This window comes from Leptolyngbya sp. FACHB-321 (assembly GCF_014695975.1).
GTDB lineage: Bacteria > Cyanobacteriota > Cyanobacteriia > Leptolyngbyales > Leptolyngbyaceae > Stenomitos.
Map to the genome: position 1 here is coordinate 32904 of NZ_JACJPI010000065.1, position 24990 is coordinate 57893.

The 24990-nt window shown below is 50.6% G+C and carries 17 protein-coding genes; 13 read left to right on the forward strand and 4 right to left on the reverse strand.

Features of this window, described 5'->3' with window-relative positions:
• The first annotated feature begins 155 nt into the window (after positions 1–155).
• Together H6F76_RS17175 and H6F76_RS17180 are read left to right on the forward strand one after the other, a co-directional pair.
• Positions 156–2174 (forward strand): sodium:proton antiporter, encoded by a 2019-nt coding sequence (locus H6F76_RS17175; RefSeq protein WP_190510115.1) that lies wholly within the window; start codon positions 156–158, stop codon positions 2172–2174.
• 269 nt (positions 2175–2443) lie between these two features.
• Positions 2444–4054 carry an ATP-binding protein gene (locus tag H6F76_RS17180; RefSeq protein WP_190510117.1) on the forward strand — a complete coding sequence of 537 codons (1611 nt, stop codon included), beginning with the start codon at positions 2444–2446 and terminating at the stop codon, positions 4052–4054.
• On the opposite strand, the gene H6F76_RS17185 is transcribed toward H6F76_RS17180, so the two are convergent.
• The gene (locus tag H6F76_RS17185) at positions 4021–5181 is read right to left on the reverse strand and encodes an ATP-binding protein (RefSeq protein WP_190510118.1); all 1161 of its coding nucleotides are present in this window, start codon (positions 5179–5181) and stop codon (positions 4021–4023) included. The two genes, H6F76_RS17180 and H6F76_RS17185, sit on opposite strands and share 34 nt — an antisense overlap.
• A 5-nt stretch (positions 5182–5186) precedes the next feature.
• Positions 5187–8318, reverse strand: a complete 3132-nt coding sequence (locus H6F76_RS17190) for a PAS domain S-box protein (protein WP_190510120.1) — start codon at positions 8316–8318, stop codon at positions 5187–5189.
• Between the two features lie 270 nt (positions 8319–8588).
• Between H6F76_RS17190 and H6F76_RS17195 the strand changes: the two genes are divergently transcribed.
• The 5 genes from H6F76_RS17195 (at position 8589) to H6F76_RS17215 (ending at position 14381) form a co-directional block, all read left to right on the forward strand.
• Positions 8589–8855 (forward strand): hypothetical protein, encoded by a 267-nt coding sequence (locus tag H6F76_RS17195; protein ID WP_190510122.1) that lies wholly within the window; start codon positions 8589–8591, stop codon positions 8853–8855.
• A 131-nt stretch (positions 8856–8986) separates the two neighbouring features.
• Entirely contained in the window at positions 8987–10984 is a 1998-nt protein-coding gene (locus H6F76_RS17200; RefSeq protein WP_190510124.1) for a hypothetical protein, read from the forward strand.
• A gap of 393 nt (positions 10985–11377) precedes the next feature.
• Positions 11378–11671, forward strand: a complete 294-nt coding sequence (locus H6F76_RS17205) for a nucleotidyltransferase family protein (protein ID WP_190510127.1) — start codon at positions 11378–11380, stop codon at positions 11669–11671.
• Positions 11668–12009, forward strand: a complete 342-nt coding sequence (locus H6F76_RS17210) for a HepT-like ribonuclease domain-containing protein (protein WP_190510129.1) — start codon at positions 11668–11670, stop codon at positions 12007–12009. Before H6F76_RS17205 ends, H6F76_RS17210 begins: the two co-directional genes overlap by 4 nt.
• A gap of 443 nt (positions 12010–12452) precedes the next feature.
• The gene (locus H6F76_RS17215; protein WP_190510131.1) at positions 12453–14381 is read left to right on the forward strand and encodes a DUF3685 domain-containing protein; all 1929 of its coding nucleotides are present in this window, start codon (positions 12453–12455) and stop codon (positions 14379–14381) included.
• 35 nt (positions 14382–14416) lie between these two features.
• Here the strand turns inward: H6F76_RS17215 and H6F76_RS17220 are convergent, their stop codons facing one another.
• The gene (locus H6F76_RS17220; RefSeq protein WP_190510133.1) at positions 14417–16204 is read right to left on the reverse strand and encodes an N-acetylmuramoyl-L-alanine amidase; all 1788 of its coding nucleotides are present in this window, start codon (positions 16202–16204) and stop codon (positions 14417–14419) included.
• 282 nt (positions 16205–16486) lie between these two features.
• On the opposite strand from H6F76_RS17220, the gene H6F76_RS17225 reads away from it, so the two are divergent.
• The 4 genes from H6F76_RS17225 to H6F76_RS17240 all read left to right on the forward strand — a co-directional run bounded on the left by H6F76_RS17225 (position 16487) and on the right by H6F76_RS17240 (position 20447).
• Positions 16487–16849, forward strand: coding sequence for a VOC family protein (locus H6F76_RS17225; protein WP_190510135.1), 363 nt, complete (start codon positions 16487–16489; stop codon positions 16847–16849).
• Complete coding sequence (gene lepB / locus H6F76_RS17230; protein WP_242036713.1) at positions 16846–17505, forward strand: signal peptidase I; 660 nt, start codon at positions 16846–16848, stop codon at positions 17503–17505. Before H6F76_RS17225 ends, lepB begins: the two co-directional genes overlap by 4 nt.
• 7 nt (positions 17506–17512) lie before the next feature.
• Complete coding sequence (locus H6F76_RS17235; RefSeq protein ID WP_190510137.1) at positions 17513–18880, forward strand: recombinase family protein; 1368 nt, start codon at positions 17513–17515, stop codon at positions 18878–18880.
• 136 nt (positions 18881–19016) lie between these two features.
• Positions 19017–20447: a 1-acyl-sn-glycerol-3-phosphate acyltransferase gene (locus H6F76_RS17240; protein ID WP_190510139.1), complete on the forward strand. Its 1431-nt coding sequence runs from the start codon at positions 19017–19019 to the stop codon at positions 20445–20447.
• Between the two features lie 214 nt (positions 20448–20661).
• Here the strand turns inward: H6F76_RS17240 and H6F76_RS17245 are convergent, their stop codons facing one another.
• Positions 20662–22989, reverse strand: a complete 2328-nt coding sequence (locus tag H6F76_RS17245) for a hypothetical protein (RefSeq protein ID WP_190510386.1) — start codon at positions 22987–22989, stop codon at positions 20662–20664.
• A 284-nt stretch (positions 22990–23273) separates the two neighbouring features.
• Between H6F76_RS17245 and H6F76_RS17250 the strand changes: the two genes are divergently transcribed.
• On the forward strand, positions 23274–23708 hold the full coding sequence (locus H6F76_RS17250; RefSeq protein WP_190510141.1) for a hypothetical protein: 435 nt from the start codon (positions 23274–23276) through the stop codon (positions 23706–23708).
• Positions 23709–23744: 36 nt separating this feature from the next.
• Positions 23745–24659 carry a histone deacetylase gene (locus tag H6F76_RS17255; RefSeq protein WP_190510143.1) on the forward strand — a complete coding sequence of 305 codons (915 nt, stop codon included), beginning with the start codon at positions 23745–23747 and terminating at the stop codon, positions 24657–24659.
• Positions 24660–24990: the final 331 nt, after the last annotated feature.

Here is a 24990-nt window from a genome sequence, read left to right on the forward strand (position 1 = left end):
GGATCTAGAAGCAGTTATCTAGATCGCCCTTTTCCACTGCTGGACAAGCCTTTTGGGAGCAATCGCTACACTTTTGGCAATGACACACACCAGTACAATGAGACTTTAGCGTTGCTCGTTTTAGCCTTGCTCGATCGTCTGTCGCCATCGCCTTTATGGAATCATCGCTAGATATCACGCTGCAAATCATTCTGACCGTCATTGCGGGCATTGGGGCGCAGGTGCTGGCGGAGTTTCTCAAGCTTCCTGGCATTGTTTTTTTACTGCTGTTTGGCATCTTGCTGGGTCCAAGTGCCTTGGGGCTACTGTATCCCGATCGCCTCGGCGTGGGGCTGGATGTAATTGTCTCGCTTTTAGTGGCAGTGATTTTGTTTGAAGGCGGCTTCAATCTAGAGTTGCGAGATCTGGGAAGGGTTTCTGGCAGTTTGCGGAATCTGGTCACCATTGGGACACTGATAACACTGATAGGTGCCGGTATAACGGCGCACTATTTAAGCGAATTTCCCTGGGCGATCGCGTTTCTTTATGGGTCGCTGGTTGTGGTCACGGGTCCTACCGTGATTAACCCCTTGCTGCGGCAGGTAAAGGTCGATCGACGGGTTTCGGCGTTGCTTGAAGGCGAGGGCGTGCTCATCGATCCGGTCGGCGCGATTTTAGCAGTGGTAGTGCTAAACATTCTGCTGAACGGCAATGCCGATCCGCTTAGTGTGGCAAGTGGGCTGATGGTACGGTTAGGCACGGGTAGCAGCCTCGGCATTGTGGGAGGCTGGCTACTCGGCTTCATCCTTAAACAGTCACGGTTCCTGTCTGACGATTTAAAGGCTCTTTCAGTGTTAGCGGGCTTGTGGGGACTGTTTGGGTTAGCACAAAGCATTCAAAGTGAGGCGGGGTTAATGGCAACGGTGGCGGCAGGCATTGTCTTGAGAGCGTCGTCGGTGCCAGAAGAGCGGCTGCTGAAGCGGTTTAAGGGGCAACTCACTATTTTGGCTGTGTCAGTATTATTCATTCTCCTGGCAGCCGATCTGTCGATCGCCGGTGTCATCGCCTTGGGCTGGGGTGGGGTGATCACTGTCCTGAGCCTGATGTTCATCGTGCGTCCGTTGAATGTCTGGTGTTGCACCTGGAAGAGCGGCTTAAACTGGCGACAAAAAATGTTTGTCAGCTGGATTGCGCCTAGAGGCATCGTCTCAGCCTCGATCGCGTCACTCTTTGCCCTTTCGCTGACCCAAAATGGGATTAATGGCGGCGACTCGATCAAAGCGCTAGTCTTTCTAACCATTATTCTGACCGTTTTTGTGCAGGCGCTGACTGCGCAGTGGGCTGCCAATCTGCTGCAAATCACCTCAAGCGAAGTCACTGGAGCCGTGATCGTTGGCTGTAATCCACTCAGTTTGCTAATTGCTCGCCTTTTTGATGAACGGGATGAACCAGTTACCTTAATTGACACCGCACCGGAAGCAAGACAACAAGCAGAACGAGAGCAGCGACGCATTTTTATTAGCAGTGCCCTGGATGCCGAAGTACTGGAAGAAGCGGGTCTGGGTCAGGTTGGCACCTTTCTCGCCATGACGAACAATGGCGCAGTGAATCTCGTGATTGCGTGTCAAGCGGCTGAAGAATTTCGTCCGCCTCGCGTGCTGGCAGTCTTTCCCCGCGATCCACAGATTAGTACGGGGACTGGTGTAACTAGCGAACCGAAGATTCAGCAGGCATTTGCACCATATACCATGCTGAGAACCTGGAATGAGTACATTACCGATGGTGCCGTGAAGTTGGGTGAGACTGTTCTGCGGGAGACAGACACAGAGGTACAACAAGCATATTTGCGATCGCTCATTACGGGTGGCACGCTGTTACCGTTGTTGCTCGAACGGCAGGGTTGCTTACAGATTGTTCCGGCTGAAGAAGTTTTGCAGACGGACGATCGCCTCATTTACCTGCTACATGACCCCAAGCCAAAGCTGCTGAAGCTACTATCTGGTTCTAGCCAGCCCCGCCTCATGCTTGAAACACTGCCCGAAGTTGAGAGTATTCCCGTCACCGCTAGCAGCATCGCTACTGAGATAGCGCCGCAGCAGGAAGCCTTGGCAACCGTGAGCGTTCTGCCATCCAATATACTGCCACCTGATGCACCCCTAGTAGAAGCAGCGCCGGAGCGAGCTAAACCAGAGTAACGCAGTTGCACTTGGGTTGAGAGTTGATAGAATTGCGTTCAACGTGTGTGTTGATGAAGCAGCAGGCAAGAGCGATGACCCCGATCGGCGCTCTCCTCGTATTTAAGTAGTGTTAAGGGCATAACAACAAAAGAATGAGCAGAATCACTGCGTTTCTCTACAATAAGTTGTCGCTTGCTTTGATTACCGCTTGCTCTGAAATTGCCCTGGTCATCGTTCGATCAGAGTTGAGGCGCTAAAGTTTGCCACTCTGTTTCTATCTGCAACCCATGTCACCATCCCCAGCCCCCGACCAATCGCTGTACGAGTTAGCGCTTGCTACTGATCCGGCGCTCCCACTCCTTCAAGTTAGCCCGACCACGCTCAAAGCCGCCTTCAGCGCCGTACTAGAACTTCTGATTGATCGCGAACTGCCAGCCATTGTGTGGGCAAAGCTACCTAGGGGCGCAGTCTGGCAAACGGAACTGGCACAGTACAGCGCCTTAGCAGGCGTGGCTAAAGCACTGTACGTCTTTAAGAACCCGCGAGAAGAAGGCACGGATGATACTCTAGTCAGCGCGATCGCCGATCCTGCTGCTGACCCTGACTCACTCTTAGCGGGTGTGGCAGAGACTCCACCCGCTGCATGGCAGGAACTTTTGCTGGCACCCGAAAGCCAACTTCGACGAGAGTACTTTCTGCTGGTATGGGCAGAAAACTTTCAGGGATGCATTCTCGCGCACCGTCCACGCTCTGCCCAGCCTGCAAAAGCACCTGTTAACGCTATAGAAGCTGGTGTCGGGTTGGCAGAGGCAATGGCTGCTGGTGCGATCGGCGACAGTCAGGAGCGACGACAGCATCTACTGGTACTCTCGTCGTTTGACGCAGGCTTAATTGCACAGGTGATTGGTGGCTTGGCGCACGCAGAAACCATGACTGTTCCTACATCATCGATCGCCTCTGCTAGCGGAGGCGAGACACAGCCTAAGTTGGCACTGGCTGATGCGGTTACACAATGGCAGAAGCTAACGGGTGAAATGGCTATCACCCCAAGTAATCCAGCTACGCTGGGGCAGCTTTTTATGAAGCAGGTGCAGCGGCAGGAAGAGGTTTGGCAACGCAATGCCGCCTACCGACGGCAGGCAGATCTGGTAGAAATACTCCAAATCCAAAAAGAGGAGTTGAGCAACGCACTGCGAGCGAAAGCAGATTTTATCAACACGGTAGGGCAAGAACTGCGAACACCGCTGACTACAATCAAAACGGCTCTCACGCTGCTCAATTCGCCCAGCTTAAAGCCACCACAGCGTCAGCGCTATATGGAACTTATTGAAAAAGAGTGCGATCGCCAGAGTTCCTTGATTACTAGCCTGCTCGACTTAGTGCAGCTTGACCAAGCTGTTAGCCCTACTGCGCTTGAGTCGATCCGCATGGCAGACATCGTTCCCGGTGTGGTTAGCACTTATCAACCACTGGCAGAAGAAAAGGGTGTGCGGCTGGCATACACAGTACCAGAAGACCTACCATCGATCGCCTGCATGGCTAACTGGCTCAAGCAAATTGTGATCAATTTGCTGCATAACGGCATTAAATTTACACCTACTGGGGGAAATGTATGGGTACGCGCTAAAAAACAGGGTAGTTATGTCAACCTGGAAGTGCGCGATACAGGCATTGGCATGGCTCCTAACGATCTGCCCAAAATCTTCGATCGCTTCTACCGCGTTCGGCAGGCATCCTTAGAAGAGACGAGCGGGGCTGGCTTGGGTTTGACGATCGTTCAGCAACTCCTGGTTCATTGTGGTGGTTCTATTTCAGTAAAAAGCAAACCGGGCGAAGGGTCTACCTTTACCGTACTCCTGCCCATTCATCCCAAACAACCGTTGCCACCTCCAGGGTGAGGGGTTCCGTTCACCAAAAGGGGAAGGGTGACGGTGAACGTCGTCCCGATGCCGATAGCGCTTTGGACTGTAATGTTGCCGTAGTGAGCATCGACGCATTGTTTGGCGATCGACAGCCCTAGCCCAGTACCGGGAATAGTTTTGGCATTGCTGGCGCGATAAAAGCGATTAAACAGTTGGTCACAGTCGCCTTTGGGAATACCAATACCACAATCATGAATTTGAAACGTAATTGACTCGGCTTCATGGATCAGCTTGAAAGTGACGCTGCCACCATGAGGAGAGTATTTAATCGCGTTTGAAAGTAGGTTGGTCAAAATATGGTGCAGCAGTTTTTCATCTAGGTTGCAGAGCGTTGGGCGATCGACCGTATTACCAATCTGCGTGAAAGTGATAGTGTGCTTAGGATCAGCTTTAGTATCAATAGCAAGCTGGAAATCGGCAACTAATTGACGACAAAACGCTTCTACCAGCAGCGGTTCTGGGTTATACGTGAGCTTGCCTGCATCGATCTGACTCGACACTAGCACTTCTTCTAATAGTTGCATCATACGACTGACCGCAACTCTGGCTCGCTGTAAGTAGACCTGTTTTTTTTCGATCGTTAACTGCCTATCGTGACGCTCTAACAGATCTAGCGCTAACAGGATTGCACTTAAAGGGTTGCGAAATTCGTGAGAAACAACCTCAATAAAATTAGACTTCAAGCGATTGAGTTCTTTCTCTTTTTCAAGCGCCGCCTGCGTAACTTTTTCTGCCTCATGCTTGGTCAGTGCAATTTCAATGGCAGTTGAGAGATTATGAATTTCAAACGGTTTAACAATGTAACCATACGGTTGTACCGCCTTCACTTGCTGGATGGTAGCAGCATCTGCGTGGGCAGTGAGAAAAACGATCGGTATGCTGTACCGTTCACTTAAAAGGGCAGCTGTTTCGATGCCATCTTTGTCGCCTCGAATGCGAATATCCATCAGTGCAAGATGCGGCTGATAGCGTGCTGCGGCTGCCAGCGCTTGCTCAGCACAGTCGGCGATCGCCACCACTGTATACCCCAGTTTGGTTAGCTGTTGCTGAAGGTCTAGCGCGATGATGGGTTCATCTTCAACAACAAGAATTTTGGCACTCATTTTTGTTAGCCTGCGGGGGGGAACAAAATTTCAAAGCGACTACCGCCAGTGCAATCGAGCGTGATGGTGCCTTGCAACTGACGCACAAACGCATGGACAAGCTGAAGACCAAGTGTGCTTAAACTAGATATATCGTGAGAAAACACAATGTCTTCTGGAAGACCCACTCCATCGTCAGCAATGACTAGCCGATACTGCTGGGGGGTTGGTGCAGAAAAGCTAATTTGAATCGTGCCGCCGCGATCGCTTGGAAACGCATACTTCAGTGCATTAGAAATTAATTCATTGATCATCAAGCCGCACGGCAAGACGACATCTACTGCCAGCTCACACTGAGCAATCTCGATCGCGACATGAATCGCAGGATTAGTGCTATAAGACTGCACCAGATCTGCAACCAAACGCTGCACATACTCATTAAAATTAATGTTAGCTAAATTCTCGGATTGATAAAGCTTTTCGTGAATCAACGCCATCGCTTTCACTCGATACTGGCTGTCTTTAAATGGTGAGACTAGCTGAGGATCTTGGAGCGCGTTGGCTTGCAAACTCAATAGGCTATAAACAGTTTGCAAATTATTTTTGACACGATGATGAATCTCTTTTAACAAAATTTCTTTTTCTTTTAAAGATGCTTTTAGCTGCTCTTCAGCTTGTTTTTGAGCCGTAATATTTCGCACAAACGAACAGTAGTATTCCTTATTGTTCATGGCAACATAATTAGCTGTTGCTTCGATCGGAAAAGGCATTCCATCTTTGCCTTGAAGTCGTGTCTCAAACGTTAAGGAACCCTGTTTTTTAACGTCGCGCCAGTGCTGTTGCCAGTCTTGAATTGACCAATCTGGATTAAAGTCAGATACCTGCTTGCCAACGATTGCCTCACGGGGATAGCCTAAATCCCGACAGGCAGAATCATTGACGTAATAGATGGAGCCGTCTGGTTGCACCCACCAGACTGGGTCAGCCGCTCGATCGATCGAGAATTGTGTCAATTGTAGTGCAGCTTCGGTTTGCTTACGCGCCGTAATGTCTTCAATCATGCCCATGCTGTAGAGGCTACCATCGGGATTTCGTAGGAGGGTGACCGTCAAATTTGCCCAGATCCAAGTCCCATCCTTTTTACAAAACCGCTTTTCGATTTGGAACCGGGGAATCGAGCCGTCTAGCAGTTGTTGAATTAGGTCAAGGCTCAGGGCAACATCATCCGGGTGCGTGTACTGCATATACGTCATGGTTGCAAGATCCGCATCGCTGTAACCGAACAGGGCATGATGAGCCTGATTAATCTTCAAAACGTGGTAGGTGTAGACATCGGCAAGGCTGATAGCAATCGGCGCATTGTCAAACATAGTGCGAAACCACTCTTCACTCTTACGCAATGCGGCTTCAGTTTGCTTATGCCCAGCGACCTCAGCCTGCAACTGTTGATTCGACACCTCAAGTTGAGCAGTACGGCTTTGCACCCGTTCCTCTAGCTCTTGATTGAGTGTCTGGAGCGCCAGTTCTGCCTGTTTGCGATCGGTAATATCCTGCACCTGGACAACAAAATACAAGGGTTGCTGTGCTTCGCACACCAGCGAAAGGCACATCAAACCCCAGACAATGTGCCCTTTTTTATGCAAGTAGCGCTTTTCTATGTGGTAAGCCGAAAGCTCTCCTGTCAGCACTTTTTTGGTTTGCGCTATGTTATGACCCAAGTCATCAGGGTGAGTAACGGCGTGAAACGTCCGCGTCAGCAGTTCTGCCTCGGTATAACCCAGCATTTGACAGTACGCAGCGTTGACCTGCATAAAGGCACCGTCAAGGGAAGCAACGACCATACCAACCGCAGTCGTGTTAAACACACTCCGAAAGCGTTGCTCGCTCTCACGTAAGTCGGCTTCGGCTTGCTTGCGATCCGTAATGTCCTGGATCTGATACACAACGTAGAGGACTTGCTGCTGCTCATCGCGCACGGCTGAGACGCTCAGTAAGCCCCAGACAATGTGCCCTTGCTTATGAAAGTAGCGCCGCTCTTGGTGGTACGCAGTCACGTCTCCTGCGAGGAGTTGTTGCAGTTGCACCTGCCCCTGCTCAAAATCATCGGGATAGACAATCTGCTGACAGGTTTTGGTTAAAAGTTCAGTGCGGGTATAGCCGATCATGCGGCAGTAGGCGGCATTTGCCTGCAACATCACACCCTCAGGCGACATCACCACCATACCAACGGCTGTGGTGTTAAACACATTACGAAACCATAGCTCGCTCTTACGCAGGGCAGCTTCGGCTTGTTGACGCTCAGATTCCAGGCGTTGACGATCGCTGATGTCTCGAAAGTACACTGCCAGTCCTTGAGCGATCGGGTAAGCGCGCGTTTCAAACCAGGCATTAAGCGGCGGATAAAAGACCTCAAAGGTAACACTGCACTGCTCGGTTACAGCCTGGTGATATTTGTTGTCAAGGATGGTGTTTACAGCTTGAGGAAAGCTTGCCCAAATGTTTTTGCCCAGCAAGTTTACTCGCGATCGCTGCAAGATCTGTTCCGCTTGATGATTGAGGTAAGTAAAGCACCAGTTTTCATCCAGGGTGTAAAAACCATCAGTTATGCTTTCGAGAATATTGATCATCCGCCGGTTGATTTTGCTTAACTCGGCAGTGCGGCTACGAACCGCTTCCTCTAGCTCCAGAGCCGTTTTTTGCAGCGATCGATGGAGGAGAAGCTGCATCATGATGTCGCGGATCACCACCATTACGCCTTTGCTGCTACCAGTCTCACCAGAGTCAGTCTCACCAGATTCCTCACTCTCTACACCTGGTAAGGGGGTAACGGTAAGGGTCAGCCTAAAGCTGCGATCGTGCCGAGAAAAGCCATACTGCCCGTTTAGCTCCTGGTTGGTTGCTAGACAGTGGCTTACTGGATGCAACGCTGAAGAGAGCCGTTCACTCTTAACCGTCAGAGGCAACACCTGCACGAGCGATTGTCCGGCTAAAGCACTGGTGGCACCAACAAGCTGCTCAAAGGCTGCATTACACCACTGAATTCGCCCATGTGCGTCTGTCCAGACAACGGCTTCTTCAATACGATCCAGCGCTAGTGCTAGTTGGCTCAGGGTTGCCTGCATAGGGCTACTGTCAACTGATGAAACAGACTTAGGCATATCAGCCATCCTCAGGCGTTTGTAAGCGGTCAGGGGGCAGAAAAGGCAGTTCGCTCTACAAGCGCAGTAGGAGTTAAGGCGTTAGGAGAGGACGAGTTTCAACGTCAGCGCTTAGCCGAAGGCAGCTAGTGATTAACCAGAGAATTTTGCTAACTAACGATACTGATGCTGACACATTGATTGCGATCGTCAGGAGGATGGTCTAGCAGTCGAAGAGAACGTTAGAACAGACATAAACCCTGAAGCTTCCGTATCCTTCATCCTTTTGCTATGTGGCAGATTTTTGCATCAGCTAGCGATCGCTTCAATTGTGGCAAATTTGCAGAAGTTTTTTGCCTGATCGCCGCAAAACAAGTTGTAGCTAATACAATATCGGCACGGTCTACAGTGGCATCGCTCCCATCAACATCGTTCACTCAACCTGCAAGAGAGCGGCAAGCTGCTTGCAGGTTTGATAGCTATGTTCTCGATGAACGGTCACTTGATAAACAGTCAGTAGAGACACTAAAGCAACGGCAAATGGCTAAAAGCTGGTAGCTGCAAACCATCCGCCTATCTGACTTCAGTGTGACCATTTGCTTCTGGCTGTCTTAGGATGTGGGATCGCGTTGGTTCTAGTAGGGGTGCTGGGCTAACCGCTAGATTTTTAGAGTGCGGAAGCTGGTGTTATGGCAGGAAAAACAGTTAAGCGATCGCGGGTACAAGCCGTTAAATTTCGTCTTCAAAAAGCAGGCAAGTCCAAAGTGGAAAAGCAGACTGCTGACACGGTTGCTAAACCAGCACCAACGGCAGCCAGCAAGGAGCGCGATCGCACCGCCAGGAAACAACGTGGCACAAATGTCGTGCAGCCGTTACGTCGCCCTCGCTTCCCGGCTCAGGTCACCAAAGGCTTACGGTTTTTGGCAGCACCACTCGTTTGGCTATGTCTTTTGGCGTTTTGTGGTGGTACGGGTGTGGCAGCCTTTTTGTGGCTGACGACGCTGCCACCTGTGCCCAATTGCCAAACAATGCCATCGCCTGCTTCTGATAGTGAGCAGCTTTACTGCGCCGAGCAAGCCTCGCGATCGGGCAAGGTAGAAGCCCTGCTGGCAGGACTGGCACTGGTCAAAAATTGGTCGCCTGATCATCCCCTCCGCCATCGCGCTAACCGTGATGTTACAGAATGGTCAAAGTCCTTGTTAGCGATCGCAGACACCAAAGCGGGTCAAGGCGACCTGGCAGGGGCGATCGCCCTGGCAAAAAAAATTCCGGCTAGCAGCCCCCTTCATGCCGACGCGCAAACAGCGCTGCTGGGCTGGCAAAAAGCGCAAAATCTTGGGCAGACGATCAATGCTGCGATTCAAAGAGCTTTGAAGCAACAAGACTGGCAAACAGCGACGCTACAGATGCAGGCTTTGACCCGGCTGGATGACGAGTATGCGCGACAAAATCTCAATCGCTTGCGTCAGCAGTTGGTCACCGAACGCACGACCTACCAGCAATTGCAGCAAGCCCGCCAAATCGCAGCCAGTGCACCCGAAGATGTAGTCGTGATTGGCAAGGCGATCGCTCTGGCAGAGCGTCTTCCTGCCAGCTATGCCCGTAGCGCTGCCCAGTTGGATATTCAGACCTGGGGACAGTTTTTACTCAATCGCCTGACAGCCCAGTTAGGGCAGGCTGATATGGCAGGGGCGATCGTCACTGCTCAGTCATTGCCCTTTAGTTTGCCGTTGCCGCCCGTTGCTCGCGATCTGCTCTGGATTGGTCGTGCCCAGCCGTTAGCAACCAGTAACCTGATGACCACGCCCCCATTGGAGCAGTTCTGGCAGCTTTGGCTACCACTCTCTCAAGTGCGGCAAATTCGGGCAGATAGCCCCCTTGCTGCCCAAACGAAAGTCCTTATACCTCGGCTAGAGCAGCAGACGCAAGATTTGCTCCAGCTTCAACTGGCCCAGACAGTTGGCAGGTTAAAGCAGCTTCCAACGCTCCAGAGCGCGATCGCGTTGGTGCAACCCATTACACCCGGTCGTCCTCGGCGGCTCTATGCTCAAACGCTCATTGCTCAGTGGCGCAAAGAAATTCAGCAGCTTGAAGATCGCCCTTACCTCACTCAGGCGCAGCAGTTAGCAGCGGCGGGCACACTGCCGAAGCTTAATGCCGCGATCGCTCAAGCACGGCAAGTTGCACCGGGACGGGCGCTACGGTTAGAAGCTCAAAACCTGATTGCTAAATGGACACGCCAGATTCAAACCCTTGAAGACCAACCCATTCTGAACCAGGCACGAGCACTGGCAAAGCAGAACAAGTTGACAGAAGCCATCCAAACAGCCAACAAAATTCGCGCCGATCGAGCGCTTTACAAAGACGCGCAAGCCGCTGCCAACGACTGGATTGCTCAGATTCAAATTGCCGAAGACCAATCCCTGCTTGATGAAGCGAGAGCGCTAGCTGATCGAGGTCGTCTCACCAGAGCCATCAGCTTTGCCTCTGAAATTGGCTACGGACGAGCTTTGTATGACGATGCTCAAAGCGCGATCGCTCGCTGGTCTGACCAACGCGACACCATCCTAAGGGAACGTCGCTCCCGCCGCGATGAGCCATCCTCATTACCAGAACCTAGTCGCCCCTCTTCAGGCTATAACTCTCCAGTTGAAGCGCCCGACTCGCAAGATCTACCGCCGCCGTAGGAGTGTAGAAGGGTGAACGAGTGGAAGAGTGAAAGAGTAATGAGGTGAAGGGGACAAGAGGTGGAGAAGTGAAAGGGTCAAGCGGAAAGAGGATGGTAACGTCTAGCGCAGCTAGCTAGTCCTTCTGCCTTTTACCCTCTGCCTTTTGAATCACTGACGACTGCACTTATACAGCCAGTCAAAGAGAGCGTTAGGACAAACCTAAACCTTGAAACGTCCTTTAAGCAAGAACTTCTCTTCATCCCTCATCCTTTTGCTATAAGCGAGATAACGACATCCATTCAGTAGAGAACCAAGACAGTTAAGTAGCTTTTGATACCCTTTTTATCCCTTAGAAAAGAGCAGGGTAAGCTAGATCATGCACTGTGTGTACCTTAGGGGAAGATAGAGCCTATGAAGACACTAGAAGAAATAAAGCAACAGCTTGGGCAACAGAAGCCATTGTTGCAAGAACATTATAAAGTTCGGGAATTAGGTGTTTTTGGCTCCTATGTAAGGCAGGAGCAGACAGAAGCCAGCGATGTGGATGTGCTGGTAGAATTTTCGGAGACACCAAGCTTATTGAAATTTATCAATTTAGAAAACTACCTTAGCGACAATCTGGGAGTCAAGGTCGATTTGGTGCACAAGACTGGTTTAAAGCCACGCATCGAAGAGCGGATTTTGGCAGAGGTAGTCTATCTGTGACCAAGCGGGAAGTTGAAGATTATTTACTGGATATTTTGGATGCGATTGCGGCGATCGAGCAGTTTACAACAGCTATTGAGTTTGAAGCTTTCTCACAAAATTTAGAAAAGGTATTTGCGGTTTCAAGGGCGATCGAAATTATTGGGGAAGCGGTGAAGCGAATCCCAAATTCAGTGAGGAGCCAATATCCTGATATTCCCTGGAGAGATATTGCCGGAATGCGAGATAAACTAATCCATGATTATTTCAATACAGATGTAGAAATTATCTGGAAAGCTGTTCAGGAGGATGTTCCTCAGTTGAAAACAATGATATCTGAAGTTTTAAGGGATTATTGAAGTAAGTTGAAATTTTGCTTGCTCCCATCAATAAACACCGGCGCATTATTGCAAAAATTGGGGAGCTTTTTTGGAACTTAATAAAGGGTTTAAACACTTGAAAACTGCTCAAGAGCAACTCAACATATATAGTCAGTCAGTTTTGAACTATGCCACTGAAGGCAGGCTCACCAAAGAGGGGTGTAATGCTCATGCTAATTAACCAGAGACAGCTGAACAACTACTGGATGACGCTAACCGCTGAAAGGTTATTTATTAAGTGTTTTAGCTGATTTGCCGTAGTTCATCTAGAACGATCGCTTTTTGCTTGCCGCTTTTCCTTCTGTTTGCCCCTTTCCGGTTCCTAACTCACTGCCACTGAACTTATACAGTATCCTTGTTGGAGCGGATTCTTTGTCTTCTGCTGTTTGCTGTTTGCTCTTTACCGCAGGGTGGGCGACCGTATGAGCCATTCACGCGATGCCGATCGTCAGCAGAACCGTGTGTGCAGGCTCATGCTGATTGAGGATGATCCAGTGTTTCGGTTGGGGCTAGCTGCCTGTCTACAGTCGTTTGACGATTTGCAGGTCGTGCTAGAGGCAGATTCGCCTGCAAGGGCACTGCAACTGCTGCGAGAGTTGCCGGATGAAATGGAGACAGCCGATCGGTCCGTTGCACCCGCACGATCGCTCAATTTAATCATCCTTAACCTTGACCTGGGGCAGACAACAGCCAGTCAGGGGCTTGGGCTGGCGCTGTGTCAGCAGCTTAGGACGCAGTATGCCGATACACCTTTGCTCTTGTTAGGAGCAACGCTAGAACTGACGCGGTTGGCGACTGCATTTCAATCAGGTGCGGGTGGCTACTGCTTGAAAGGAACGAGCGTGACGGAACTAGTGACAGCCATCCGTCAAGTCGCGTCCGGGCAGCCTTACTGGACAGAAGGCATCCAGGCAATCGCCCAGTCCCTCAATACACCAGTTCCGAATACCACTTCACTAACAGCGCAAACGGCTCGACCACTCACTGATCGCGCTCCCCAAAACACGCTCCCGGCAATCTCAGGAAGCCAAAATCTGCTGACGGTCTGGCGGCGTAACGTGCGGGAGTCAGGCGTGCGGCAAATTGAGCGGGCGATCGCCGAACTGGATGACCAATTGCAAACGGCTGATCGGTCAGTCCTGGATCAGTTAGTTTTAGAAGGGCAACGACGTGAGCTGCGTACGGCTCGTTGGCTGGTCAAGCGGTTGTTAAAGACGTCAGATGAGCCAGCACCAGAACTCGGCTCACAAGTGTCACTGCCAACCGATGCAAGCCGATCACTTCAGCCCGATCACCGTAGCCAAGCCATAGCCAACCCCTCCGAACCCTTAGCAGACGAGCGTTCCACTGCACTCGCGGAGACGATCGTCAACGACATTCAATCACCACTAACAGCCCTATTTCAGGCAACAGTTGCCAAGCTGCAAAACAGGTTACCAAACCTTACTGCCACAGCTTTAGAAATTGATGTTTTAAAGGACGAAAAAAAGCGCGAATTGCTTTATACGGTGCTGCGATCGCTGCAAGCTAGCCTGGAAGCATTGCGTCTTTCAAACCTGCCGCCAGAACAGCTTGAAATAAGGCACCGCGTTATTTTGCAAGATATCTGGCAAGCAACAGTGATTGATTTTTTTGGCAAATACTATACGGTGCAGATGGGGACACAGCCGATCGATGTCGTTGCTGTTTTGCTGCAAGATCTAGATATTGTGCAGACTGCAATTCTCGACAAAATGCCGCTGTTTCCAGAGTTTTTAGCTCACTTACTGTTTCAAACGCCACTTACGATCGATGATGCGAACTACGCGGCTGGCACTGTAGAAGCAATGGCACGTATGGAACTGCTGCTACAAAATGTGATGCTGCAAATTGCCAATGCAGTGATGCAGCCGTTACTTAATCGCTTTGGTGATCTTGTAGCGATCAAGCAAACGTTTTATGACAAACGGCTGCTTTCCAGTCGTGATGTTGAACGTTTTCGCAATGACTTATCCTGGAAATATCGCACCGATCGCCTATTTGCAGAACCAACGGCTATTTTTGAAAGCCAGTTTAATTTGCTCGTCTTGACAGACAACGGTATTAGTAAAACCGCCATTTATGCACCGCGTAGCGACGAGTTAGCGCAACTAGCTGGTCTACCGTTTCTCGTGACCTTAGCGCTTGAAGCCCGCGATGCGATCGCGCCTCGACTACGCATTGCGATTTCGTTTTTGGGTAGAGGTGTGGTCTATGTACTGACTGAAGTCATTGGGCGCGGCATTGGTCTCATTGGGCGCGGCATGATCAAAGGGATTGGCAACGCCCTGCAGGATACAAAGCCCAACCGCAACAGTGAACGCTGGCGGTGATTTGGGCTGATAGCTGATAGCTGACGGCTGTCCGCCTACGGTTTCTGTAGCCATAGTGTGACACCATCAGCGATCGCCGTTGCCAGTCGTTGTTGCTCTCTTGGGTTGGTGATCCACTCAAACTCATCTGGGTTGATCATAAAACCGAGTTCTAGCAGCACCGCTGGAGTTGTTGCGGGACGAGTCAGCGCCAAATTATTCCAAAACACGCCATAGGACGATCGCTTCAAGGTTTTAGTCAGGTGATTGTGCAAAAACACTGCCAGACTGTGGGCTTGAGTGTTGTACCAGAACATAGAGATGCCCTTCGTTTTCACCGCATCACCATTATCAGGCAGTGCATTGTAATGCAAACTAAGAGCCACCGTTGGCTGCACTTTCTCAATCATTGCCACCCGGTCTTGCAACGGCACATCAACATCTGTTTCGCGAGTCAGATACACCATTGCACCCCGCTGCTGTAGACGCTCTCGCACCAGCTTCGCCATCAGCAGCGCTACCGTTTTTTCAGGATAGCCCGTGGGTCCTCTGGAACCCAAATCCTCCGCGCCACCGTGCCCTGGATCGAGCAGGATTTTGGTGCCAGAGAGCGTTTTGAATTGCTCCCCTGCTCCCCTGCTCCCAACTCCCGACTCTCGACTCCCGACAGTGGGCGGATGCTTCAGCGATAGCACTAAGGTCGTGCCTTCGTACCGCAGTTTGTAACCCCACTGCTGGCTCGACTTGAGGTTAAAAGTGTACTGAATTTGCCCTGGAGCGCTTTGCTGCCAGTCGAGACGGGCAATGAGTGGATCGTCATCCAGCCGGATAATATCGGTTTGCGCCGTGGTGTTGTAAAGAGTGAGCGTGAAGGTACGATCGCCCTGCTGCACGCTTACGGGCACGGGTACTTGCAGCGGAAACATGACTTCTGTCCAGCCGCCTGTCTGCCTCGCCTTAATGCTGCGAATGAGCGACGTGGGTGGTGCGCCAGCAGGCAAGATTTGTACCTCACTGCGTCGTATCCATGCGCCATAGTCTAACCGCACCCAGTCGCCTTCAGAGCCTGTTACGAGGGCTTGCGTCCCTTTCGGTAAGGGTGTTAAACGAGAATAATCTGTGCCTGCCCCCGTACGAGCCGTACCTGCTTCTGCTGTAACAACGGCAGTTTCTAACCGAGTGGGCGACAAAATTTTGATGCTGCCAAAGCCAGTTTGCTTGATCGTCTGTCCATTCTGCGTCAGTTGCCATTCAGGTTTACCCAGGTCGCCCAATAAAACGGTGCGTGTACAGCCCTCAAAACGTCCAGCCGCGATCGTGGGCTGGTTTTGCTGAGTTAGAACGGCAGCGTTGTCGGGCAGGGCGATCGACTGTGGGCGGGGCACAAGGGGAATCGTCTGGTCGGCGAGTTTGACTGCCACGGTGGCGGTAGGCGGTGCGATCGCCGTAAAGCAAAGCAATTCATTGGGTAGGCGAGCGACATCGACAGCAGGGCTAAGAGTGCCAAACGTTAATCCTTGTGGCGACTCTGATGCAGCGGCTAATCGCGTTACCGTCAGCTTGACAGATTGCTTGCCGTAGCGCAGATCAAACTGATTCACCCCAACTTGCAGCGGAAAGGTTGGCGCAAAATGCCCAGCAGTGTTACGAACGATCGCCGTGCCGTTTACCAAAACGGTTCCTCCGGGTGGTGCCGTACCAATCAGAAAAATGCGATCGGACGTAGTCTCGTGGTTAGCCGGTGGATAGGCAACATAGAGCGGTTGAGCAGCATGGGTAGGGGCTGCGACGATGCTGCTAGCGATCGTCAAACAAAAGGAGAGTGGGACAAAGAATTGTTTCATCAACTGCGTAGAACGGCGTATCAAAGTTTGAGGCAGCAACTTTCTGCAAGGCTAACCGTATGTAATGCCACCGTCGGCAATGACAAGGTACTGAGTTGCAGTCGCATTGTATCGGATTGCGATCGCAAACGCGCATACATTCGGCGGTAGAGAACGCTGTTCAAACGCCTTGGACAGCGAATTGCTGACTCTGGCTTGTCAGCAGCCGTTGCGTTACCAAATGTTTTTCGCTGAAGAAGCAGTTCGGTATGCTGAACGTAAGTATGCAAAAACTGACTGATTATGAATATTACTCGCTGTCTGCACGTAGCACTGCTGGTTTCAGACCTGGAGCGATCGCAGCACTTTTACGAATCAGTACTGGAGTTAGAGAAAATCGATCGTGATCTGCGCTTCCCTGGAGCCTGGTATGAAGTGGCTGGCTTTCAGATTCATTTGATGGTTGCTAGTAACAGCCAGGGAGGCTTAGATAATCCCGAAAAGTGGGGACGGAACCGACACATTGCCTTTTCGGTCGCTAGCCTGGAAGCGGCGAAGGAACGCCTGCTGGCTCACAACTGCCCGCTGCAAATGAGTGCCTCTGGACGCGCAGCACTGTTCACCCAAGATCCAGACGGCAATGTAATTGAACTGGGGGAACTATGAATCAAAGCTTTTGCTTGAGACAGTTCCAGTTGCGATCGTCTAAGCTCTTTTCCTTGATGACTGTGCTGGGGCTAATTGGCATCTTTAGCGACCCTGCCTTTGCGGTTTGTCCTACACTCAATCAGAAACCGACAGCGGCTGAATGTATTGCTATTTTCAAAAACATCACTCGTTGGCTAGACCCTTCGCTAAAAAATTGTCTTGCTGTCACCGAAGCTCGCTACATTTCTTCAAAGGCAATGTTGCCAACGCTGCAAGTGAACGATCGCCTCATTATTGATAAAACAGCTTACTGTTCCCAGGCTCCTAAACGAGGCGATTTAATCGTTTTCCAACCAACCAAACGCCTAGGAGGGCAGAATTTCAAAGATGCTTTTACCAAGCGTATTATTGGCTTACCGAGCGAACGTTTAGAGGTGAAGCAAAACAAAGTCTACGTTAATAGCAAACCGTTGCAAGAACCTTACATATCAGAACCGCCGGACTACAAATGGGGTCCACAGGTTGTACTGCCAAAGCAATATTTTATGCTAGGGGACAATCGCAATAACTCTTACGATAGCCACTATTGGGGGTTTGTGTCGCGTGAGCTAATCATTGGGCAAGCCATCTGGCGCTATTATCCCTTTGATCGCACAGGCTCGCTCGAACGTTAGTCGTCACATGCGAATCATTGCTTACCTCTACAGCGACCCCTTGCTAGAACCAACGCCTGATCGCGACCTGTGGGGCTGGGAGGTCGATCGCGTCTATCAAGATTTGGCGATCGCAACCGTACCCAAACAAGGAAAAGAAACCGCGATCGTTCCCCGTCAGCAGTGGCAACAGCTTTTAGAGGATTGTCAGGCAGCACCGGCAGACTATTTGCTGCTGCGTCGTGTTGAGGAATTGGGCGATTCGGTACAGGCAGTGGGCGAGCGACTGGCTGAACTTGAAGCGTTGCATATCCGGCTCATCGTTACAGAGCAAGCGACTGAGGCAATACCACCGACACTAGCCGCGCAGCCGATTCTACAGAGTGCGGGCTTGCAGGCAGATTTGTTAAAGCTGTTGCAGCAGGTACAGCGCGAACAGCGGAGTCGACGCATCCGGCAGGGACACGCACAAAATCGTGTTATGGCACTGCCGCCACCTGGAAAAGCGCCCTATGGCTATCGGCGTAGCAAACATCGTTATGTAGTCGATCGCAGCACAGCCCCAGTAGTCAAAGACTTTTTTGAGCAGTTTTTACTTTACGGTTCACTCAGCGGCGCAGTTCGCTATCTGGCAAAGCGCTATGGTAAAAAAATTGCTGTCTCCACCGGGCATCGCTGGCTGACCAATCCTGTGTATCGAGGCGATCTAGCGTATCAAAATGGTGAGCTTGTCAGCGATACCCATGCTGCCATCCTCTCACGAGAAGAAGCCGCCCAAATCGATCGCCTGCTGCGACGCAATCGACGACTGCCACCTCGTACCGCCAGTGCCCCCCGATCGCTCGCAGGCTTAGTGGTATGCAGCGAGTGTCGCTCGCCAATGACCGTTACCCGCGTTTCAGCACCCCGGCGCGATCGCGAATATCTCTACCTACGCCCAACGGGATGCACCCAACAACCCAAGTGCGGAGCAATCGCTTACGAACAGATACTCCAGCAGGCGATCGAGCGCATCTGTGAAGACCTGCCTCGCGCTGTGGCAGGTGTAGATCTCCCCGATATGGGCACAATAAAGCAACGTCTTGATGGAGCGATCGCTGCCAAGCAAGCCATCCTGGTGCAACTACCGCCGTTGGTTATGAGTGGCGTACTGGATCAGGAAACGGCTGATCTACGGCGCTACAAATTACAGACTGAAATTGCCGCCCTTCAGGGAAAGCTGGCACAACTACCCCCAGTCAACTTAAAGGCGATCGCCCAAACTGTCTCCATCCCGCAGTTCTGGCTCGATCTCTCCGAAGCGGAGCGCCGCTTCTACTTCCGCGAATTTATCCGCCAAATTGACCTGATCCGCCATCAGGAAACGTGGAAACTAAAGCTGATGTTTATTTTTTAGAGATGAGTCAGGAGTGAGGGGAGAGGAGTCAGAAGCCAGGAGCAGAACTCAAAGCTCAAAACTTTCCTTAGCCTTCTGCCCTTAGCCTTCTGCCTTCTGCCTTCTACCCTCTGCCTTCCATCTAAAGGAGACCCTCTTGCCTCGCACCATTCGCCAAGCGCAACCGCCCCTGGAATTTATTCCGCCAAAGCTCAATCTTTTTGTCGTGAAAATGTTGCAATGGCTGTTGCCCGCCATCATGCGCTCGCGGACAGCCATTCGCCGGGTCGAAGCAACTAACGTCGAAGTTTTGGTTGATCTATTGCGCCAATTTCATGAGGGAAAAATTCGGTTTTTGCTAGCATTTCGGCATCCCAGCGTTAACGATCCGTTCTCGATGGCATACCTCCTCGGGCGTATCGTGCCAAAGGTTGCACGGCAGCAACGAGTCGCGCTGCACCGACCGATTCATGCCCACTTTATGTATGATCGCGGCATTCCGCTCTGGGCTGGCTCGTTTATGGGTTGGCTGTATTCGCAATTGGGCGGCACTCCAATTCATCGGGGCAAGGTCGATCGCGTTGGCTTGCGGTCTGCCCGCGATTTGTTTGCCAATGGCTCCCTCCCGCTTGCAGCCGCGCCTGAAGGTGCCACCAACGGTCATACCGAAATTGTTAGCCCACTAGAACCCGGACTCAGCCAGCTTGCCTTCTGGTGCGTAGAAGACTTACGCAAAGCGAATCGGACTGAAGACGTACTGGTTGTGCCGATCGGCATTCAGTATCGCTACATCACGCCACCCTGGCGGGAAATTGACCAACTTTTAAGTCAGTTAGAAGCGGATACTGGGTTAGTGGTGACGGCGGTTAATCCTCAAGATGCTCCAAACGAGCGTTTACTGTATGGGCGGTTGTATCGTTTGGGTGAACATCTACTGTCGTTAATGGAGGAGTTTTATAGTCGCTTTTACCAGCAACCGTTGTCTACGCCCCCATCGCTCGAGCAAGATAATCGTGCTGCCGCTCCGACTGATCCCGGTATACCTCTTTCCCATGAAGCGTTTGCGGTGCGTCTAAACACGTTGATGGATGCCGCACTTAAGGTCGCAGAACAATATTTTAACCTCCAGCCCAAAGGTAGCGTGATTGATCGCTGTCGGCGGTTAGAGCAAGCAGGCTGGGATTATATCTACCGCGAAGACCTGAAGGCGATCGAGCAAATTTCGCCCCTGGAGCACTGCCTAGCTGATCGGATCGCTGAAGAGGCAAATCACTGTCTCTGGCATATGCGCATGGTCGAAAGCTTTGTTGCAGTCACAGGCAAGTACGTCCTGGAGAAACCTAGCGTTGAGCGCTTCGCTGAAACCACCCTGCTGATGTGGGATATGGTCGCCCGTATCAAAGGTGAAAATCCTTTCGATCGCCCCAAACTTGGTCGACTCAAGGCTGTTCTAACGATCGGTCAACCCCTCTCTGTGTCCGATCGCTGGCACGACTATGAAGGCAACCGCCGCAACGCCAAACAAGCCGTTATGACTCTTACGCAAGACCTGCAAACGGCGTTAGAGCAAATGGCAGTTCGAGAGTAAAACGAAGGGGGCGGCTGAGGGAGCGAGGATAGCAGGGGAGCAAGGGCAATTGAGAGAGTTAGGAAGGCGAGAGCGGCTAAGGGCAGTAAAAGAGGGCGGTAACGAAAATCAGTTCAGAACTTGATTGATGTTCTAGCAAACACACGCAATACCCCAACTAACATCTGCTTCCCCTACTCCCCTCTTGCTCCCTCTGCTTCCCCTCACTCTTCACCTACTTAGCCGTTTCCTTCACTGCCTCTGTTTTCGGTTTACCACCCGAATTTCGCACATTCATCACCTTGCCAAGCAAATCAAACCAGAAGGGCGCACCCATCGCAATGGCAAGCCCACTAACAACCCAGCCAAAAACGAGCTTTAGTAAATCGAGCGGTTTCGCGATCAGAAGTTGAGCGATTGTGACAGGATTGACCGCTCCTGGCTGATTAGAAAAAGCTTGACAAGCATTAGCATTAACGTTGAATGCTGCTGGCTGACAGCCAAATTGTTGAACCAGGTTTTCTGGTTTCCAGCCGATCGGCAAGGAAAGATCTTTTAGTGCGGCATCAGTTTGCTGCTTTACCGCTTCGAGTGAATTGGCAACCGCAGGAGCCGTCGAGGCATTAGGGGCGATCGTGCCGTCAGCAAGGTTTTGGTTAAGATAAATGCCGCTGGCTCGGTCAGTGATGACCTTCCGTAAATCGCCATCATTTGAGAGGCGATTGACAATAAAAAAGGCATCTGAGTTAGTAGAGCTTGCCAGTATTAGCCCAATTAAGATGGCTACGCCTTTTGCATTGCGTTTGTAAACGCCCGAAGCCCGAGACATAGAGTTGTCAAACCAGCTTGAAATCTCTTCACGAAATTGATTGAGATCATGACCCGTCCGCTGCACCTTAGACTGAGCACGTCTGGCAAGAATGGAAAAGCTTTCCTTAATAGAATTGGGCAGCTTACCTAAGACTTGTTGAATCGACTTATAGGTTTGGTAATTGTCATAGGTTGAGCGATCGTCGTTCGTTAAACCTAGCTTTGTAAAAGCAAGATCGATGACAGCATACCGTTGCTCATTGCTCAGTTGTTCCATGCTTTGGCTAATAATAGACGTTCGTTGTTCGCCCCCAAACTGGTTTAGAACTGCGCTCAAAATCTGTTGCCGTTGCCCGCCGCCCAACTGACCTAACGCTGTATGAAGCGCTCGTTGTTGTTGCTTGAGCAGATTAGTTTGCGAATTCAAGTTAGCGCGATAAATCCTACGTCTGCGATCGATAAGCTGCTTTTCAACGCTTTGAAAAACATCAGGTGCTACTAACAAAAATTGCTCTTCTACAGTTTCAGGATACGCCTGCACAATCTCTTTCTCGATCGCTTCTGGATATGTTTCTAAAAGCTGTTGTTCCAGTTCAGGGTTAACCTGTGCTTCTAGTGGCTCTGCTTGTGCAAGCATTGCTTCATAGGCACCAAACACTTCTCGATGTGTGGTGCTAGTTTCATCTACCAATTGAGCGATTTCAGCTAAACTTGGACGCAGCCCACCGGACAAAATTGCTCTTTCGTTCTTTTCACCAAAAATACTTAACTTAAAAGCCCTGAGACGTTTGGCAAAGTAGAGCAAATCTTCATCGCCTGCACCGTCCGCAGGCATTGTTACCTCCGGCTGAGGCTCTGTGGGTGAAACCGTTTCGGATGAGTAAATTTCTGGTTGGTCAGGCTGAGTTGCATCTAACTGATACGGTTCTGATGCATAAGCAGCCGACGGGTCGGGTTCTGGCTGGTAAGTATTAAAGCGAGCTGCTTGCAATGCCTCTGGTGCAACAGTAAGTGCAGGAGTTTGAGCAGCTGATAACGGATAGTTAGTAATGTAAGCATCAAGGCTTTCACCCATCCGCTCGACGCACGTTACTAAGGTTATTTCTCCAATATTAAAGTCGTGAAGAATGTCATTGTACTCCTCTACAAGCGTTATGAAGTTAGCATCACTTGCTAAATCTTTGTTCGCTTTTTCGGCAATGATTCTAATTCTTCCTTTTTCAAAATTGCTTACAGGGGCTTTGATCGTATCTGCATTAAGGCTCCCTACAATCCTCGTAGCAAACTTTTCTAGCCTGACTTCTATAAGCTTTTTCGACAGGATTGAAAGCCCCAATCTTTCTAGTAAAGAGGTTGAAAACGTTTCGGGAGCAATGTAGGACGGCCCAGTAGATTGATTGGTGCCAAAAGCACCCTTTCTATTACTAGGAATGAACCAGCGAGTGATTCTACGTGCGCCTCTAGCAACAAGGCTTTTCGACTCTTGATTAATATTTTTAAGGAGCGGATCGTCGTAGAGTTTGTTAACCAGCTCTCTTACTTTTTCTTCTTCAGGAGTAGCGCTGCCACCAGCAAGAAAGACTTCGATCGATTCCTTAAGGTGCTTTGCTCGCCACTGAAATAAAGTAGTTAGTAGCTCTTGAAGCTCTGACGCGAGTAAGCTAAGAATCAAATAAATGAAAATTAAGCCAATCGCAATATCCAGAACAAACGGTAAACCCATAAAAACTGCCCCGATAGTGAGATGCTTCATTCAAGACTACAGTAGATGAATGAGCAAGAACACTATATAGTTCTATGCCAAAAACATCTGTTTACTTAAACAAAATTTAGTGACTCAGCCATCCTATCCTGCTCCTTCGATCTTAAACTCATAGCCTCGGTAATTAATACCTTCTGACGCTGATTAGCCATGATGAACAGCTGATGCATGGGCTATCTAGCGAGCGTCGGTAGGAAGCGAGGCGATCGACACACAAACGCCATCGGCTGTTTTACGCTAGAGAAGGCGTGCGAACCGCGATAAAAGAGGAAGCAATGAAAAAAATTGGGTTCATTCTCACTGCCTTATTACTGCTGACAGCACCTGCCCATGCCGTTGAGTATCAGGGCAAGAATTTAGATGGCATCAAACTACCTGCCAAAGTAACGTCATACAAAACGGGCGGTGAGTATGACGTGCAGGTGCAGTTTAAGCAAAACCTCGCTACGATCTACTTCTCGCATGGCGGACAAACGACCATTCGCCTCACGCAGCGTGTCATCACTGACCCAAACAAGATCGAAGGTATTGGTAAACTGGGGCAGGTGTATCTTGGTAGAGTCTTCAGTGTAGGGCTTGATTTCGATCGCTCCAGTAGTGACGTTGCGGCCTCAGTTGTGCCTACAACAGAGTACCTCTGGAGCATTCGGCTCGACCCAGACAGCCTTAAGCAAGCCACTCAGACAACACCGCAGCAATCCAGCCAGTAGCCTAAAATCAAAGCATTGCCAGTCTCCCTACGCCTTATGCTGCCGATTATTTACTCTGACGCTTTTTTGCTGCACGAAACAGGTTCCTTTCATCCTGAAAAGCCAGCCCGTTTGACAGCTATCAAAACAGCGTTGCAAGCTTCGCCCTGGGCAGATCAGCTTGATTGGCGATCGCCGACTCCCGTTGAAACCCGTCCGGTAATGCCGCACGTACAGCAAGTGCATTCTCAGCGCTATATCGAAGGAGTGCAACGGCTGGCAAAGCGGGGCGGTGGCTATATTGATGCGGATACACCTGTTTCGGCGCAGACCTATGATGTAGCGCTGCTGGCAGTGAGTGCCTGGATGGATGGAGTCGATCGTGTGTTGGCAACCGATCAGCCAGCGTTTGTGTTAGCGCGTCCTCCCGGTCATCATGCTGTAAGCGAGATGGGTATGGGCTTTTGCATTTTTTCCAACGCTGCGATCGCGGCTCATTATGCGCTGAAGCAACCGGGTGTCGCTCGCGTTGCCATTCTCGATTGGGATGTGCATCACGGTAACGGTACACAGGCGATTACTGAGAAACAGCCTCAGATTGCGTACTGTTCGCTGCACGAGTCGCCGCAGTATCCCGGTACAGGCGCCCAGCAGGAGCGTGGGCTGCATAACAATGTACTGAATGTGCCAATGTCGCCCGGTAGCACAATGGCAGACTACGAACCTGCTTTTGTCCAGCAAGTGATGCCGTTTTTGACTGCTTTTCAGCCTGACTTGCTAATTATTAGCGCAGGGTATGACGCAACTCATGCCGATCCACTGGCTGGCATTTCTTTGAAACCAGAGGACTTCGGCGTGTTTACACGTTACTGTCTAGCGCTCACTCATCGCCTTCTTTTTGGGTTAGAAGGTGGCTATGATTTGGATGCGATCGGGCGATCAGTCGTCGCAACCATCGAGCCGTGTTTGTAAAGCAGGTTTGCTACTGCTATTGCTAGGTCAGCCCATAGTATGAGTTTGGCTGTGAGGAGTAGGGTATCTATCGTGCAGTCAGCAGACTTCTGCAGAAAAGAAATCTATAGCTGTCAGCAAGCCGTTAACAAGAAGTATCTACACCCGCAACGATCGCCCTTACTTACTTTTGCCTGGTGCTAGACTGCTCGGTCATTGTGTCTAGACTTCTTAGTGAGCGCCTCTCTAAATAAGTAACTGCTCGATCTCGTCTTCAAAAAGATCAAGTGCAGTACGGTGTGATATTTTTAACTCGTCGAGCCTTTTGCAGACCGAATTACGTAAGAGCGCT